13 protein-coding genes are annotated in these 14594 nt (G+C 69.1%); 6 read left to right on the plus strand and 7 right to left on the minus strand.

Annotated features, from left to right (window positions below; translation table 11 throughout):
* Window positions 1-401 precede the first annotated feature (401 nt).
* The 4 genes from QWY28_RS19790 to QWY28_RS19805 all read right to left on the minus strand — a co-directional run bounded on the left by QWY28_RS19790 (window position 402) and on the right by QWY28_RS19805 (window position 6354).
* A complete protein-coding gene (locus QWY28_RS19790; RefSeq protein ID WP_300954405.1) occupies window positions 402-1097 on the minus strand; it encodes a hypothetical protein in 696 nt (231 codons plus the stop codon).
* Entirely contained in the window at window positions 1094-2572 is a 1479-nt protein-coding gene (locus QWY28_RS19795) for a type IV secretory system conjugative DNA transfer family protein (RefSeq protein ID WP_300954407.1), read from the minus strand. The genes QWY28_RS19790 and QWY28_RS19795 overlap by 4 nt, the downstream gene beginning before the upstream one ends.
* On the minus strand, window positions 2569-3171 hold the full coding sequence (locus QWY28_RS19800) for a hypothetical protein (protein WP_300954409.1): 603 nt from the start codon (window positions 3169-3171) through the stop codon (window positions 2569-2571). Before QWY28_RS19800 ends, QWY28_RS19795 begins: the two co-directional genes overlap by 4 nt.
* A 63-nt stretch (window positions 3172-3234) precedes the next feature.
* Entirely contained in the window at window positions 3235-6354 is a 3120-nt protein-coding gene (locus QWY28_RS19805) for a VldE C-terminal domain-containing protein (RefSeq protein WP_300954410.1), read from the minus strand.
* Between the two features lie 198 nt (window positions 6355-6552).
* Between QWY28_RS19805 and QWY28_RS19810 the strand changes: the two genes are divergently transcribed.
* Genes QWY28_RS19810 through QWY28_RS19820 form a run of 3 tightly spaced genes read left to right on the plus strand, consistent with a single transcriptional unit; the run spans window position 6553 to window position 9861 of the window.
* Entirely contained in the window at window positions 6553-7638 is a 1086-nt protein-coding gene (locus QWY28_RS19810) for a tyrosine-type recombinase/integrase (protein WP_300954411.1), read from the plus strand.
* Window positions 7639-7669: 31 nt separating this feature from the next.
* A complete protein-coding gene (locus tag QWY28_RS19815) occupies window positions 7670-8029 on the plus strand; it encodes a helix-turn-helix domain-containing protein (protein WP_300954413.1) in 360 nt (119 codons plus the stop codon).
* 38 nt (window positions 8030-8067) lie between these two features.
* Window positions 8068-9861: a site-specific integrase gene (locus tag QWY28_RS19820; protein ID WP_300954414.1), complete on the plus strand. Its 1794-nt coding sequence runs from the start codon at window positions 8068-8070 to the stop codon at window positions 9859-9861.
* Between the two features lie 547 nt (window positions 9862-10408).
* Here QWY28_RS19820 and QWY28_RS19825 read toward each other — a convergent pair.
* Window positions 10409-10861, minus strand: coding sequence for a heavy metal-responsive transcriptional regulator (locus QWY28_RS19825; RefSeq protein ID WP_224126694.1), 453 nt, complete (start codon window positions 10859-10861; stop codon window positions 10409-10411).
* A 54-nt stretch (window positions 10862-10915) separates the two neighbouring features.
* On the opposite strand from QWY28_RS19825, the gene QWY28_RS19830 reads away from it, so the two are divergent.
* Genes QWY28_RS19830 through QWY28_RS19840 form a run of 3 tightly spaced genes read left to right on the plus strand, consistent with a single transcriptional unit; the run spans window position 10916 to window position 12814 of the window.
* On the plus strand, window positions 10916-11215 hold the full coding sequence (locus tag QWY28_RS19830) for a thioredoxin family protein (protein WP_224126693.1): 300 nt from the start codon (window positions 10916-10918) through the stop codon (window positions 11213-11215).
* A 4-nt stretch (window positions 11216-11219) separates the two neighbouring features.
* On the plus strand, window positions 11220-11465 hold the full coding sequence (merT, locus tag QWY28_RS19835; protein ID WP_500690674.1) for a mercuric ion transporter MerT: 246 nt from the start codon (window positions 11220-11222) through the stop codon (window positions 11463-11465).
* Window positions 11462-12814, plus strand: coding sequence for a dihydrolipoyl dehydrogenase family protein (locus tag QWY28_RS19840; protein WP_224126691.1), 1353 nt, complete (start codon window positions 11462-11464; stop codon window positions 12812-12814). Before merT ends, QWY28_RS19840 begins: the two co-directional genes overlap by 4 nt.
* Window positions 12815-13135: 321 nt before the next feature.
* Here QWY28_RS19840 and QWY28_RS19845 read toward each other — a convergent pair whose 3' ends face one another.
* Window positions 13136-13726, minus strand: a complete 591-nt coding sequence (locus QWY28_RS19845) for a hypothetical protein (protein ID WP_300954416.1) — start codon at window positions 13724-13726, stop codon at window positions 13136-13138.
* A 120-nt stretch (window positions 13727-13846) separates the two neighbouring features.
* Complete coding sequence (locus QWY28_RS19850) at window positions 13847-14488, minus strand: DUF305 domain-containing protein (protein ID WP_300954417.1); 642 nt, start codon at window positions 14486-14488, stop codon at window positions 13847-13849.
* Between the last annotated feature and the right edge of the window lie 106 nt (window positions 14489-14594).

Below are 14594 nucleotides of genomic sequence, written 5' to 3' on the forward strand. Positions count from 1 at the left end.
GGTCAAGGCACCGCCCCGGGCCCCTGTTCGGCTCTCAGCGTTGTTCGGGGCGCGCGATGCGCCGGGCTACACCGGAAGCCCGGTTCGGTTACTTGCGTCCTCGCGGATCTCCTCGACGGTGATCGCCTGCGGTGCCCCGGGGGATGGCAAGGTCGTAGGCATCGGGGATGCCGTCAACCAAGTCGTAGTGTGCCAGCGGTTCCTTCAACCGGGGGCTCGGGCCTACCGAACCGGCTGACCTTGTCCGCGGGGCCTGATGAGCGCGAACGAGCGGGCTGGCAAGCACTCCGTCGCTGACATTTCGATTGGCCGTCGTTGGATGAGGCGCCGGGCGCACAAAATGCCAGTTGAGCGGAAGAACCGGCGTGGCCACTGACAAGATGAGTGGCGGCTGACAGTCATTAGCGCGGTCCCTTCTCAGTTCGGGTGCGCGGCTGCGCACCGAGCGGGTCGTCCTTGATCTCGCCGGTGTCCAGGTCGACCTCGACTAGGCGCGGTCGACCAGTTGGCTCGGGCTGCTCGTGGGCGCGGCGGTTGATGGGCAGCGCGTCGATGTCGTGGGCGAAGGCGTTCTCACGCCGCTGGGTGCTGGCCTCGCCCAGGTGCTCGTTGTGCCGCGGCCTGGCTGGCCAGCTCTTGTGCTCGTCGTCGCAGTGGGTGCGCAGCCGGTTGCGCATGCGGTCGGCGAACGCCGGCAGGCAGTAGCGGTGCCACTCCTCAAGGGCGTCGCTGGTCATCGCGAGTCCGGCGCGGCGGCGCTGGTCGGCCAGGACCGCGATCTCGTGGACCAGGTGCGGGTGCACGGGCCAGCAGCTGGGGATGAGCCCGGAGACGTCCCAGGTGTACTCGCGGTTGAGCCAGATCACGACGTCCTCGAGCCACTCCCACAGCTGGTGGCGCAGCTCGGGGTCCAGGCACGTGGCCGGCTCCCACGGCCGGGGTAGCAGGGCGTGGTTGCCCAGCGCCTTCTTCTGCTCCTCGGTGCCGTTGATGGCGATGTGGAGCTCGCGGTAGGCCAGCCGGACGTGCTCCCCCGGCACAGGGAACGCGTAGACCATCGGTGTCGGTGCGGCCCGTCGGGCCTGCTCGGTCGTCACAGCTCACCCCTTGTCGAGTCGATCTCGTCGTCGACGAAGCCGAGTCGGCGCGCCTCGACGAGGGCAGCGGTCGCCCGGGCCTCCGGGGTGATGACCATGCGGCGGTCGTTGGTCAACCGCGCCCGTAGCGCCCGCTGGTCGGCCAGCAGCTTCTCGCCGGCCTTGCCCTCCACGCAGCGGTGCAGAGCCGCGATGATCGGCTTGCCGTTCTCAGCGATCACCAGGGCCCGCCGCTCGGGGAGCTGGCGGACCTCCTCGGGCCGCATGATCGGGATGTCGTCGCCGGAGAAGTTGCGGCTACCGCCGTTGAACCCACCGGTGGAGTGGGTGACCCGGCCGATGCGCACCGTCCCGAGCAGGTCGGAGATCTCCTGGTTGAACGCGACGTCCTTGGATCCGCCGAACATCACCAGGGTGTTGGTGAGGCCGAGCAGTGCCCGGGCCTCGTGCTCGCCGAAGATGCTCGTCAGCTGGGGCCGGGTCTGGGCGGCCCAGATGAACGACAACCCCAGGGCACGCTCGTTGGCCATCCGGGTCCGCAGCGTCGGCAGCGGCGCGGTCGACGGCAGCTCGTCGAGCACCGAGACCAGCGGCGGACACAGCCGGCCACCCCACGGCGAGTTGTTGGCAAGCAGCAGCCCGGTGTCCAGAACGTGCTCGGCCACCGCGGTCATGAGCGGGCTGGCCGAGGCGTAGGGATCTTCGCGGCCCAGCAGGTAGATGGTGCCGCGTCGGCGGATCACGTCGGCCAGATCGGTGGCCGGGTGCCCCGGGCTGGGCACACAGCGGCGCCGGATGTCGGCCTGGAAGAACAGCGACACCGCCTGCTGCACGGTGGTGACGGTGTTGCCGGCGGTGCGGTCGTCACCGTTGAGCGCACCGTGCAGCAGGCCGTGCCAGAACGGCTCGGCGTGCGGGTGCCGGCGCAGGATCTCCATCGGCTGGGTGGCCGCGGTCGGGTTCGCTACCCACTGCAGGACGTCCTCGAGGGTCTTGCCGGTCAGCGCCGCGGCGTGGAAGTAGCCCTGCAGCACCTTCGCGGACTCCGCGGCGTAGAACCGGGCGGCATCGTCACCGGTGCCTCCGGTGATCGCACCCTTGACCGTCCCGGCCGTGAAGGCCTTGGCTCGCCGCTCCGCGACCTTCGGGTCAACGCACCCGGCGATCGGATCCCAGATCAGCTCGTCGACGACTCCTTCGGCCAGACCGAACGGGTCGAGCACAACGCAGGGCCGGTCCTCGCGGGAGCGTTCGGTGAGGCTGAGCAGCAGGTCCTCGACCTTCGTCAGGGTCACCAGGGCAGCACCCGGGGCGCCGAGCAGCGCCGGGGTGAGCAGGTCGAGGGTCTTGCCGGAGCCCTGCGGCCCGATCACGCCGGCGGTGCGGTCCCACGGCACCCACAGCTCGCCGCCGCGCGGCTCGTGCGCGTCGCCGATACGCCAGCCCACGTCCCACGGGTTGAACCTCAGCTTCATCGCTCCTCCTTCGTGCGGCGGCCGTCGAGGAGCCACGGACTGAGTCCGTGGCCGAGCTGCGGCCCTGCTTGTTCGGTGAGGTCTCCGGCGGTGCGCTGGACGGGTGCCGCCGTGGCGGTGGCGTGCTTGCCGTAGAGGTCGGGTCGGACGATGCCGGCGACCTTGCGCAGCCGGGTGACGCCCAGGAGCTTCTCGGCCTCGGCGGCGGTGGCCATGCCGCGCATGCGTCCCGGGCCCCAGCGCTGGTAGGCCCACACGCCGACCCAGATCGTGGCCGTCAGCAGCGCGGCCTCGGTCAGCGCGAGGCTGACCCACACCAGACCACGACCAGCCAGCCCGTCAGGAGTGGGTGCGGGCAGCCCGGCGTCGGCGTGGCCGCCGAGCACGCCGGGGAGGCTGGTCCAGAAGGCGGTCCCGATCGGCGAGGGGAACGCACCGGCGTTGGCGTCCGGCCAGGTCCACCCGGCTCCGGCGAGCAGGTTCGCGACCGATCGGCCCAGCTGGATGCCGATGACGATGACGAACAGTGTCGCCAGGGCGACGGCGACAGGGATCTCCCAGGTCCAGGGGTACGGGTCGCGTCGGCGCTCTCTCTGCATGGATTCACCTCGTGGTCAAAAGTTCTGGCTGGTCACCTATGTGCCGGGAGTCCCCGGCAGCGATCAGACGGCGCGGGTCGGGTTTGAGGCGTTCTCAGCCAGCCAGGTCGAGGGGTCGACGTTGTCGGGGCCGTAGATCGAGCCGTTCTTGAGGTGGACCTCGAAGTGGAGGTGGCACCCGGAGACGTTGCCCTCCTTGCCGACCTGGCCGATCGGCTCACCGGCAGCGACGGTCTGGCCGCGGCTGACGCTGACGCTCTGCATGTGCGCGTACCAGGTAGTCAGCGACCCGGCGCCGGTGGTGACCTTGACCAGCTGCGGACCGGCCCAGCCCTGGCTGGTGTCGATCTCGATGGTCCCGGCGTGGGCTGCGTAGACCGTCGTGCCGCAGGGCGCGGAGAAGTCGGTCCCGGTGTGCCAGTTGGACCAGTAGGGGCCGGTCTCGTGCCAGTTGTGGTTGTCGGTGCCGATGTACTTCGCCGGCACCGGGTAGACCACCTCGTCGCAGGACGCGCCCTCGAGGCCGATCGGGGTGACCTTGGCGTCGGGCAGCACGTTGATGTGCGGGTGATCCATGTGGTTCGCGGTGGCCGAGCCCCGGTCCTCCATCCGCCGCCAGCCCTCGTCGGCGCGCGCGACCGACCAGATGCGCTGGTACCAAATGATGTAGTCGATCCCGAGCTGGCGAGCGTGGGCCTGGGCGTAGGCCACGAGCGCGTCGCCTTGGGCCTTGCCGGCGGGGGTGAGCGGGACCATGAAGTCGGCCGCCAGCCCGGCCGGGTGGCCGTCGGGGTCGGTGGCGCTCTCGCGGTAGCCGCCGACGGTCTTGATGTCGAACATCGGGCCGAGGATGTTGACCAGCTGCGTCAGCTGCGGCTTGACCGGGCCGAGGTTGTAGTTGGTCGCCTGCGCCACTGCACAGCCCACGCTGCTGCCTGCGGCGGTGGCGACCACCAGTGGATGGTCGGCGATCTTGCTGGCCTGCGTGCTGTTGTCAACCTCGGCGCTGGCCCAGGTGAGGTTGGCGCCGTAGATGTGGTCGATCGGCGCGTCCTTCTTGGGCTTCTTGCACGGCTCAGCCGACCCGCCGAAGGCGTTGGTGAGCTCGGGGGTGAGCGCGCAGTGTGAGGAGTCGTTGCCGTCCTTGCCGTCGTTGAAGTCGCCCACGATCACCGTCGGAATCCCGGTGCCGGCGACGTCGGTCATGGTGGCCAGCTGGCGGCGCAGCGCCTCCTTGCGGTGCGCGGCGGCGTTCCCCTGGGTGTTGGCCGGGTTGTGGATGCTCCACACCCAGATGACCTGGCCGGTGGTCGTCGACGTCAGCTGCACCAGTGGCATGCCGACGTCCTTGCCGCCGAAGTAGGGGATGTCGACGAGACGGCCGTCGGTCTGCTTCCACTCGTTGCGGTCCCAGATGACCCGGTTCTGTGCCTTCCCGCTGGCCGGGTAGATCCCCCACTTGCCCGCGTACTGGTTCTCCAGGGCGTTGGCCTGCGGGCCGTGCACCTCCTGGAGGCCCGCGATCGTGACCCCTGCGTTCTCGATCGTGCGCATGGCCCCGGGCAGTCGCTTGTCCCAGGTGTCGAAGCCGGGCCGCTCCCCCGCCTCGTCGGTGTGACCGGCGCCGAGCAGGTTGAGAGTGCCGACCGTGACGGGGTTGATGGTCTCGCCCTGGCAGTTGGCCACGTTCGTGGTGGACCCGTCGTCGGGAAGGTCGGGCAGGTCGCCGCCGAGCAGGTCGGTGATGTCGCCGGCGACGCCCTCCCACTGGGCATAGGCGTCGGGGTAGCCGGAGCGCTGCACGGCCTGGGCCGCCTGGGTCAGCGGCATGTTCTGCCAGCCCGGGATGTCGAGCAGTCCGGGGTTGCCGGTGTGCTGGGCTTCACCGAAGAAGGCCCGTGCGGCGAGGACCGGGTTGGTGACCTCGGCGCGGCTGCCCCAGCCCTGAGAGGGGCGCTGCTGGAACAGGCCGCCGGAGTCGCGGTCGCCGCCGGTGAGGTTGACCAGCTTGGACTCCTGGATCGCGGTGGCGATGGCGATCTGCAACCCGCGGCGGGGCACCTGGAGGTCGCGGGCGACCTGGGCGATGGTGATCGCGTTGCGGGCCTGCTCGGCGGTCATGGTCGGGTAGCTGGAGGCGAACCGCAGCCTCATCAGCTGGGCGAGCACGTCCCCGGATGGCGGCTCGGCCGCCGTCCTCGTGGTGTGGGCGGCGTTCACCACGCCGTCGCTGGTGGCGGCGGGCGCGGGCGCGCTCTCGGGGCCGGCGCCGTTCATGGAGAGGCGGGCTGAGATCCAGTGGTGGTCGGAGACCATCGTTCCGGACCATCCCCGCTCGAGGCGCACGCCCTGGTGCTGGGGGAAGAAGACGAAGTCGACCGCGTGGTTGTGCCAGCCGTAGCCGGCGGCCTTCATCTTCGCGGCCGCCGCCCACGGCAGGTTGGTGTAGGAGGCGTGGGTGTTCATGTCGCCGCCGATGAGCACCGGGCCGTGGGTGGCCAGCGAGTTGCGCAGCTGCAGCAGGATGTCCATGCCGGCGCCGTACTGCTGGGGCCGGGTCAGTGGCGGGTTCCCGTGCTGCCGGGGCCACTTGTGCGGGTTGGTCATGTGGTGGGTGGAGATGACCGAGACCACGGCGCCGTCGGCGCGCTCGAGGATCACCCACGTGGCGAACCGGTCCCAGGTGACCGCCCGGCCTTGGTAGTAGGTGTTGTCGTCGACGACGAGGGTGACCCGGCCGCCGTTGGCCTTGGACCAGGTGTCGCGCTTCCAGAGCACGACGTTGCCCATGGAGTTGTTGTCGCCGGTGTGGTCGGAGACCCGGAACGCGCCGTAGCCGGGGGCGGCGGCCTCGATCTGCGCCAGGCTCCACCCGCTCGCCTCGTTGAGGGTGACGAAGTCGGGGTCGGTCGAGAGGACCTTGGGCATGGACGCGCGGAAGCCGTCCAGGCCGGACCGGCGCGGGATGTTGGCCTGCGCAAGGGTGACCTTGCCCTTGACCGGGCCGCCCACGGGCCCGTCGATGACGCCGAGGTCCCCGAGCTCGGTGGGGGCGGTCTGGTTGGTCTGGGTGCGGCACTCCGCGGCCGCGGTCGTGCTCATGACCACCATCAGGGAGACCAGCAGCGGCAGGCCCATGAAGATGATCAGGACCGGCAGTCCGGCGAGCAGAAGCTTCTTCACGACAGGTCAGTCCCGAGCGCCTCAGCCGGCAATCTCTAGGAACTCAGGTTCGATCGGACGTCCATGCGCCCCGATCTGCGTTTGCGCAGGTGGCGTCGGTTCAGCTCTCTGGAGGGCGCGCATTGACGAAGCGTCACTCTGAACGACGGTTTGGCTGTAGCATCGACGCATGATCGCCTCCATTGAAGTCGGTGACTGATGGGTCTGGTGGCGTTGCCGGGCGGCAGCGCTGTTGATCCGGCACTTATAGGTGCGCAGGCGGTCCAGGACTTCGAGCAGGAGCTGGTGGACCAGTACGCGCTGGCGATGTCGGCGGCCGGTCTGACTGACCGCCATATCGGCGCGACTCGGGCGATCGTCATCGAGTTCGCTCGCTCGCTGTCGACTCCGCTGTGGGGGGTCACCTGTGCGGACGCGGACGCGTTCTTGGCCCAGCAGCGGCGGATGGGGCTCAGCGTGTCGACCCGGGCGGGGAAGGCCGGCGCGTTGGCGGGCTTCTACGAGTTCGTGATCGCCCGCTACGGGGGCACGATCCGCCGCGCGACTGGTGTCTTGGTCGAGCAGCCGATCGATGAGTTCAATCGCCAGTCGGGGGCATCGCTGGGGAAGGTCCGGGTGCCGCCGTCGGATGAGGAGATCGACTCGCTGTTCACCGCCTGGCGCGGGTCGGTCACACAGGCGCGCAAGTACCGGCCGGCGGCCCGCGACTACTTCGCTGCCTCGTTGTGGCGCCGACTCGGGCTGCGGATCAACGAGACCGTCATGCTCGACATCCGCGACTGGCGCCCCGATCTGGGCGAGTTCGGCAAACTCCACGTCCGCCACGGCAAGGGCTCGGGCGGCCGCGGACCCAAGCCACGGTTGGTGCCTGCGATCAACGGCGCGAACCAGTTGCTCGACTGGTGGCTGGCCGAGGTCCGCCCGCAGTACGGTGAGGATTGGGCCGACCCGGACGCGCCGTTGCTGCCCTCTGAGCGGTTCGACAGGGATCTGGATCGGTGCGGACGTGTCGGTGCGAACGCGCTGCGCCGCGCCCTGGGTATCCAGGTCGACGAGTGGCTGCCGGCGTGGTCGGGGCGAATGACGCCACACGTGCTGCGGCACTACTGCGCCTCGTCGCTGTACGCGGCCGGCATGGACATCAAGGCGCTCCAAGAACTCCTTGGCCACCAGTGGCTGGCGACGACCTCGGGGTATCTCCATGTCCGCAGTGACCACATCGAACGCGCGTGGAACAGCGCGAGCGACCGCATCGAAGTCCGCCTGGGCCTCCGTACCGACTAACGAGACCGAAGAACCGAAGGAGCTGATCCAGATGCAGTGGAGCCTGCGGCTGCGGGCCGCCGAACGAGGGATCTGGAAGTCCGCGCAGTTGCGCAGGATGCTGTCCGATGCCGGGCTCGAGATCTCCGCCGGAAAGATGTCGTCGTGGTGGGCCGGGACCCCGCCGACGATGCGCCTCGAAGAGCTCGACGTGCTCTGCTTCGTGCTCGAATGCACCCCGAACGACCTGATGACACCCGAGCCGGACAAGGTCGCCGCGCGCCGTCCCCGCAACACCGACGCCGCCAACGACAACGGCGGAAATGGCGGCGACGAGTCGAACGGCAACGGCGGCGCGCCACCGGCGGTCACCCCGCGGCTCGGCAAGCCCCGCTCGACCCCACCGCTGTAGCCCGCACCCCGATCGCCCACCGAAACGACGAGCACCGCATGCCTGCGCCCGGCCCCAACGCGGCGTTGCGGTTGCCGCCCAAGTGCAACGCGTGCCAGAGCAACCGCGTCGCGTGGACCCGCCCCCGGGTGGACTTCTGCTATCAGTGCCTGCCCGGCGGCCCATTCGCGGCTCCACCGTGCAACCGCTGCCGCTCCCGCACCGACTACTTCAGTCAGGGGCTGTGCAGTCGGTGCCATCCCCGCAGCTCCGAACACGTCGGATCGTGCAAGGGCTGTCTGGCCTGGGGTGTCTACCCCCGCTACAACTGGACCTGCTGGTCCTGTCGCTGGTGGCAGAGGCACTACCCGAAGGGCACCTGCTCCTCCTGCGGCCGCACCAGCCACGTCAGCGACCGGCAAGCCTGTCGGCTGTGCCTTGAGAACGCCCGCCTCGACCAAGAACCCGGCCGAGCACCCGATGTCACCGCGGCGAACCAGCACAGCCAGCAGCTGTTCTTCGCCAACATGGTCTTCAAGCGGCGCGCGACACCGGTGCCTGACTACGTCCGCAGGGATCGCCGATGGTCGACGAAGACCAAGAACCAGCTGCCCTACGAACCCGGCACCAGCTTCGACGACAACGCGCTCGAACAGCTGATCCTGTTCGACATGGACCCCGACCCCGCGGTGCTGCGCCAACGCCTCCTGGTCGAGGACAGCGAACTGACCCGTTACTGCGCGGCCATCGTCGCCGACCACGCCCGCCGCTACGGCTGGAGCGTCAAGCAGCGCAATGCCGTGACCCAGTCCCTGCGGCTGCTGCAGATCCTGCGGCCCACTTCCACCGCTAAGGTCCGCGCCAGTGACGTCGTGGCGTTGCGCCGATACGACGGCACCATCACCTCCACCCTCGACGTCCTCGCAGAAGCCGGGCTCCTGATCGAGGACGTACCAACCCGGGTCGAGCGGTACTTCAACGCCAAGTTCATCGAATCCGGAGCCCTCCCGGACACGATGCGGGGGCACCTCCAGTTGTGGCTTCAGATCATGCTCGGCGGATCCCGACAAGCACCACGCCAGGTGCCCCGCGAACCCGAGACCGTCGAGATCCACATCCAGGGCCTCGCGCCCGTCGTGCAGGCATGGGTCGAAGCCGGGCGCCAGTCGTTCGCCGAGATCAGCACAGACGACATCCTGGCCGCCCTCGCGGCCCTGCCCGCCGGCACCAGCCACCGCCACTTCGCCGAGATCGGACTGAAGTCGCTGTTCAAGATCCTCAAGGGCCGCCGACTCGTCTTCACCAACCCGATCAAGGACATCGACCTCACCCGCATAGCCACGAACCTTCCGCTGCCGCTCGACCCCGCTTTGATCCGCGCCGAGCTCGACTCGCCCAATTCGGCCCTCGCGCTCGCCGTCGCGCTGGTGGCCTTCCACGGCCTGACCGGCAAGCAGGTCCGTGAGCTGCAGTTGTCCGACATCGTGGACGGCCGGCTGCACCTCGACGGCCGCGACATCCCGCTCGCCGCACCCGTGAGGACACGGCTGAGCGCCTGGCTCGATCATCGCAACCGCACTTGGCCGGCCACCGCGAACCCGCACCTGCTCATCAACCGACGCACCGCGCCGCGTCTCGTCCCCGGCGGTCCGTCCTTTCCCTGGAGGGACAGCCGCGTTCGCCCGCGCGCCCTGCGAGAGGACCGCATCCTGCACGAGATCCACGCCACCGGCGGCGACGTACGCCGCATCTACGACCTCTTCGGACTCAGCGTCGAAGGCGCCACCCGCTACCTCAAGACGATCGAGCACCCCGACCTGAGGAACAAGGACCACCCCGGCAACCGGACATGACCATGTCGTTGCGTCCCGCGCGGCGTGGGCCGAGAGTCGTCGCAACATCCTCACGCCACGGATAAGCAACCGTGACGCGCACGAATCGGACACTCTGACGCCACTGACTTTGGTCACGGCCGCAGCGTGGCGGCTCAGCGTCCCCCTATCCGTCCCCCCGGGCCGTCCAACCTCGGGGGGACGCAGCAGCCCGCGCCACGTTTGCGCAGGTCAGACAGCGTCCCCCCGAATTTCAAGAAAGTTCTGAGACCCGGTCACTCGGACGGTGGGTGGGAGTCCCGCAAGCGGATCCGCTGGCGGTCGTCGGCCGGCGCCGTTGCGTCCGGGACCGCGGTCACGAGTTGTACGCCGTTCGGCCCCTCGTGCGATTCGAGCGGTCGAGCGCTAGCGGTGGCCGATAGGCAGAACCCAGCGGAATGCGCTCAGCAGGGGTTTGCGGCACCAGCACGTCGCCGAGCAGTGGCACCGTGAAAGCCCGCTGCTTCGGCGACCCGGCTCCCCAGGGCCGCAGTGAGGTAGAGCGTGACCGGGATGATGATGCGGCGCCTCATGCCGGTGAACCTACCTCCAGGCCTACGGCGTCCGTGCGTGGTCGTGAGGCCAGTGGTTGGGCGATGATGTGGCAGATCGCCTCGTCGGAGCAGTTGGCCGGGTCCAGCCGACGGCTGAGGCTGATCAAGTGGACGAGATCCGCTTCGAGGGTGGCCAGCTCGCATTGCCGCTGCTGCACGTCGAGCAACTTCGCAGCGAGGAGGTCCTGCACGTGACCGCACGGGGTAGCGCCTTCGCGGCGCAGGTCGAGGATCGTCGCGATCTCGACCAGGGTGAGGCCGGCGGCTTGAGCGTTGCGGATGAAAGCGAGCGTGGTGAGTGTCGAGTCGTCGTACTCGCGGTAGCCGTTGGGGCCTCGATGCGGTTGCGGCAGCAGTCCCTTGCGTTCGTAAAAGCGGATTGTGGCGGTCGGGACCCCGACGGCCTCGGCGACTTCTCCGATGCGCATGATCTCACTGTACCGCTTGACCTTGTACCGCGGTTCAAGGTTTAGCGTCGGGGCGTGGACATCACGCTGCTCTATTTCGAGGACTGCCCGAGCTGGAAGGTTGCGGACGAGCGCCTGGCGCTGATCGCAGCCGAGCGCGGCGACGTGACGGTGACCCGCCGACTGGTTGAGACCCCGGAGGACGCCGAGCGCGTCGGGTTTCTGGGCTCACCCAGCATCCAAATCGACGGCGTCGACCTGTTCGCCGAGTCCGGCGCGCACGTCGGGCTGGCTTGTCGGAGATACGCGGTCCCCGGTGGCCATGAAGGCGCACCGACACTCGACCAGATCCGTGTGGCGCTCGCCGATGCGTGACCGGATGGGCACTGTCGGGCCCGTGGCCGCGGTCGTCGGCGCAGTCGGCATCTGTTGCGGACTGCCGGTGCTGCTGTCGCTGGGGGTGCTCGGTGCGGTGGCCGGGGTGTCCCTCCAGAGCTGGGCCTTGATCGGTGTCGGCCTCGTGCTCGTCGTCCTCGGTTGGGTGACGCGGGTGCGGCGCGGGCGGTGTCCCGTGTCAGACATCGACGAGACCACCAATCACCCGTTTAAGGAGAGCCGCCGATGAGCCAGAGCTACGACCTGATCGTCCTTGGCGCCGGGATGGCCGGTGTGGCGTCTGCGAACAAGTGCGCCAGCCAGGGGTGGCGCGTCGCGATCGTCGACCCGCTGCCCTACGGCGGCACGTGCGCGTTGCGGGGGTGCGACCCGAAGAAGATCCTTCGCCGCGGCGCGGAGATCATCGACAGCGCCCGCCTGATGGAGGGCAAGGGCATCGACGCGGGCGGCCTGTCGATCAAATGGGGCGACCTGATGAAGCACAAGCACGGCTTCACCGACCCGGTGCCGGAGAACATGGAGGCCGGCCTGAACGGCAACGGCGTCGAGACGCTCCACGGCCCGGCGCGCTTCACCGCTGAGCGACAGATCGACGTCGACGGCACCCGCTACGACGCCGACCGCTTCCTGATCGCCACCGGCGCCAGGCCCCGCCCCTTGGACTTCCCGGGTCACGAGCACCTGATCGACAGCACCGGCTTCCTCGACCTCGACGACCTTCCGTCACGGATCCTGTTCGTGGGAGGCGGCTTCATCTCGTTTGAGTTCGCCCACATCGCCGCCCGCGCCGGCGCCTCCCCGGTCATCGTGGACCGCGGCGAACGACCCTTGAAGGGATTCGACCCCGACCTCGTCGAGCTGCTGGTCGCCCGTGGCGCCGAGATCGGCGTCGAGCTGCGACGCTCCACCAGCATCGTGGCTGTCGAGCCGAACAGCCGCGGCTACATCGTCACCCTGGACCGGGCCGGAGTCTGCGAAAGCATCGAGACCGACCTCGTCGTCCACGGCGCGGGTCGTGTCGCGGACCTCGCCGGTCTTGCCCTCGACGCCGCCGGGGTGGAATGGGGCGAGCGTGGCGTGAGCGTCTCGGATCATCTCCAGAGCACCACGAACGCAGCCGTGTGGGCTGCCGGGGACTCCGCGGACACCGCGGGGATGCCGCTGACACCGGTGGCGGTCATCGAGGCCAAGGTCGCCTCCTCCAACATGATCAAGGGCACCACGGCCGCTCCCAACTACAGCGGCATCCCGACGGCGGTGTTCACCATCCCCGAGCTCGCCCGCGTCGGCATGCTCGAAACGGAGGCTCGCGAGCAAGGCATCGACCTGACCGTCCGTCATAGCGACACCAGCGGCTGGTACTCCAACTACCGCCTCGGCGAGACCACCGCGGCCGCGAAGGTCCTCATCGACCGGTCCACGGACCGCGTCGTGGGCGCCCATCTGCTGGGACCCGAGTACGGGGAACTCATCAACACCTTCGGCCTAGCCATCACGCTCGGGCTCACCACCCGTCAACTCAAGTCGACCACCGCTGCGTACCCGACCGTGGGGTCCGATCTCGGATCCATGGTCTGAGTGCGTCGCTCCGGCCCAGGGCACCGAGGCAGGGCCTTGTGGTGGCACGCTCCGAGCGACGGTCTGGCTTTGGTCACGTCCGCGTGACGGCAAGCAGATGTGGTGCACCGTGGCCGTAAGCGAATCGACTCGCGGAGCGTGCCCAGCAGGATCCCCTGCCGGGACGACCTCGCCACAGAAGATCCGAGGGGACCAGATCGCCACTGGCGGTTCTGCTCTCGGAACGTCGAGGCCGGAGCGCGTACGTGCGGTACCGCTGGGGACAACCACCCTCAACGGTCCCTCCAGCGAGGTCGCGGACCACTTCGGCGTGGGCGTGGGTCATGGAAGGGTCAGCTCGATCTCCTGCTCGGGTTCGAGCTCGAGGTCGCCGGGGTCGCCGGTCACGGGGGCACCGTTGCTGGTCACCCTCACCTCCTCACCGGCGTTCGCCTTGACGCCACCGATCTGGGTCGGCGTCAGGGCGACGCCCCACTGGGTGAACAGCTGGCCGAGGGTGAACTTCTCCCCGACGGTGTGGGCTTCGATGTGAATGGTGCCGTCACCTTCGTGGGTGTGGACCGCGGACATGGCGCCAGTATCGGGGTCGACGCCGATGTTGGGCGGGACGGGGACCGGCTGATCGTCGATGGTGATAGCCAGCGTGGGGTGGTAGTGCTCGGCCGTGCCCATCGGGCCGAGGTCGAGCCCGGCGGCGGCGACCCGGGCCGGAACGTCGCCGGGTGCTGGCCATGGCGGGAGCGAGATGTCGTCGGGCTCAACGCCGGCGGAGCTCGACGAACTCGACGAGCTCGATCTGGTCTCGCTAGTGGCATCGGTGGCCGCCGGGTCCGTGCCGCATCCGGCGGCGATGAGGGTGAGGATTGTTGTGACGGCGGCGGCCGCCAGCTGAGCGGGGGTGGGTGTCTTCATGGAGGTGTTCCCTTTGCTGTGGTGGCGTGCCTCGGTTGGGTCGCCGGAGGCGTGCGGAACGTGGGGCACACGAACAGGGCGGACGCCACCGCCACGGTGGCGTCCGCCTGCGCTGCGGGTTCAGGAGTCGAGGAGGCCCCGCATGATGTCGATCTCCTGCTGCTGGGCGTCGATGATCTGGCCAGCGAGGTCGACGGCGTCCTTGAACTGGCCGTCTCCTTGCTCAGTCTCGGCCATCTCAATGGCGCCTTCGTGGTGCTCGATCATCATCTCGAGCCACATGTCCTGGAACTCGGCGTCGGAGGCGTTCTCGAGGGCGTCCATGTCCTCGGAGGTCATCATTCCGGGCATGTCGTCGTCGCCCATGTCGTCCATGTTGTCGGACATGTCGCCCATGTCGTGGCCGGAGTTGACGTGGTCGCGCATGGTCTCGGGGACGTCTTCGCCCCACTGGGTGAGCCAGTCGGCCATGGTCTCGATCTCCGGGCCCTGGGCGTCGCGGATGTCCTCGGCGAGGGCCTGGACCTCGGGGTCGAGGTCGCGCTTAATGGTCAGGTCAACCATCGACAGCGCCTGGGCGTGGTGGGGGATCATGTCGCTCGCGAACGCGACGTCGGCGTCGTTGTGCTCGGTGGCGCTGACCTCGGACTGGCCGCCCGCGTCGGAGGTGTCGTCGCCGCAGGCGGTAACGCCGGCGCCGAGGACAAGGGTGAGCGCGACGGCGCCGAGGGCGCGCGTACGGGTCTTGGTCTTGATTTGCATGCGAGTTCTCCTGGAAGTCAGGTAGTCAGGTGGGGTGTTGCGGGCAGGCGGAAGCGGCACCCGGCCGGGACGCTGGTGTCGAACTCTGACGGTCGAGGTCAGCGGT

Origin of the sequence: Nocardioides oceani (genome assembly GCF_030412965.1) — a bacterium.
Classification (GTDB): Bacteria; Actinomycetota; Actinomycetes; order Propionibacteriales; family Nocardioidaceae; genus Nocardioides; species Nocardioides oceani.

Coding starts and splice junctions, on each gene's coding strand:
- QWY28_RS19795 (WP_300954407.1), bottom strand. CDS start 2,572: ATGAAGCTGAGGTTCAACCCGTGGGACGTGGGCTGGCGTATCGGCGAC.
- QWY28_RS19810 (WP_300954411.1), top strand. CDS start 6,553: ATGGGTCTGGTGGCGTTGCCGGGCGGCAGCGCTGTTGATCCGGCACTT.
- merT (WP_500690674.1), top strand. CDS start 11,220: ATGGGCACTGTCGGGCCCGTGGCCGCGGTCGTCGGCGCAGTCGGCATC.
- QWY28_RS19800 (WP_300954409.1), bottom strand. CDS start 3,171: ATGCAGAGAGAGCGCCGACGCGACCCGTACCCCTGGACCTGGGAGATC.
- QWY28_RS19840 (WP_224126691.1), top strand. CDS start 11,462: ATGAGCCAGAGCTACGACCTGATCGTCCTTGGCGCCGGGATGGCCGGT.
- QWY28_RS19850 (WP_300954417.1), bottom strand. CDS start 14,488: ATGCAAATCAAGACCAAGACCCGTACGCGCGCCCTCGGCGCCGTCGCG.
- QWY28_RS19825 (WP_224126694.1), bottom strand. CDS start 10,861: ATGCGCATCGGAGAAGTCGCCGAGGCCGTCGGGGTCCCGACCGCCACA.
- QWY28_RS19815 (WP_300954413.1), top strand. CDS start 7,670: ATGCAGTGGAGCCTGCGGCTGCGGGCCGCCGAACGAGGGATCTGGAAG.
- QWY28_RS19845 (WP_300954416.1), bottom strand. CDS start 13,726: ATGAAGACACCCACCCCCGCTCAGCTGGCGGCCGCCGCCGTCACAACA.
- QWY28_RS19820 (WP_300954414.1), top strand. CDS start 8,068: ATGCCTGCGCCCGGCCCCAACGCGGCGTTGCGGTTGCCGCCCAAGTGC.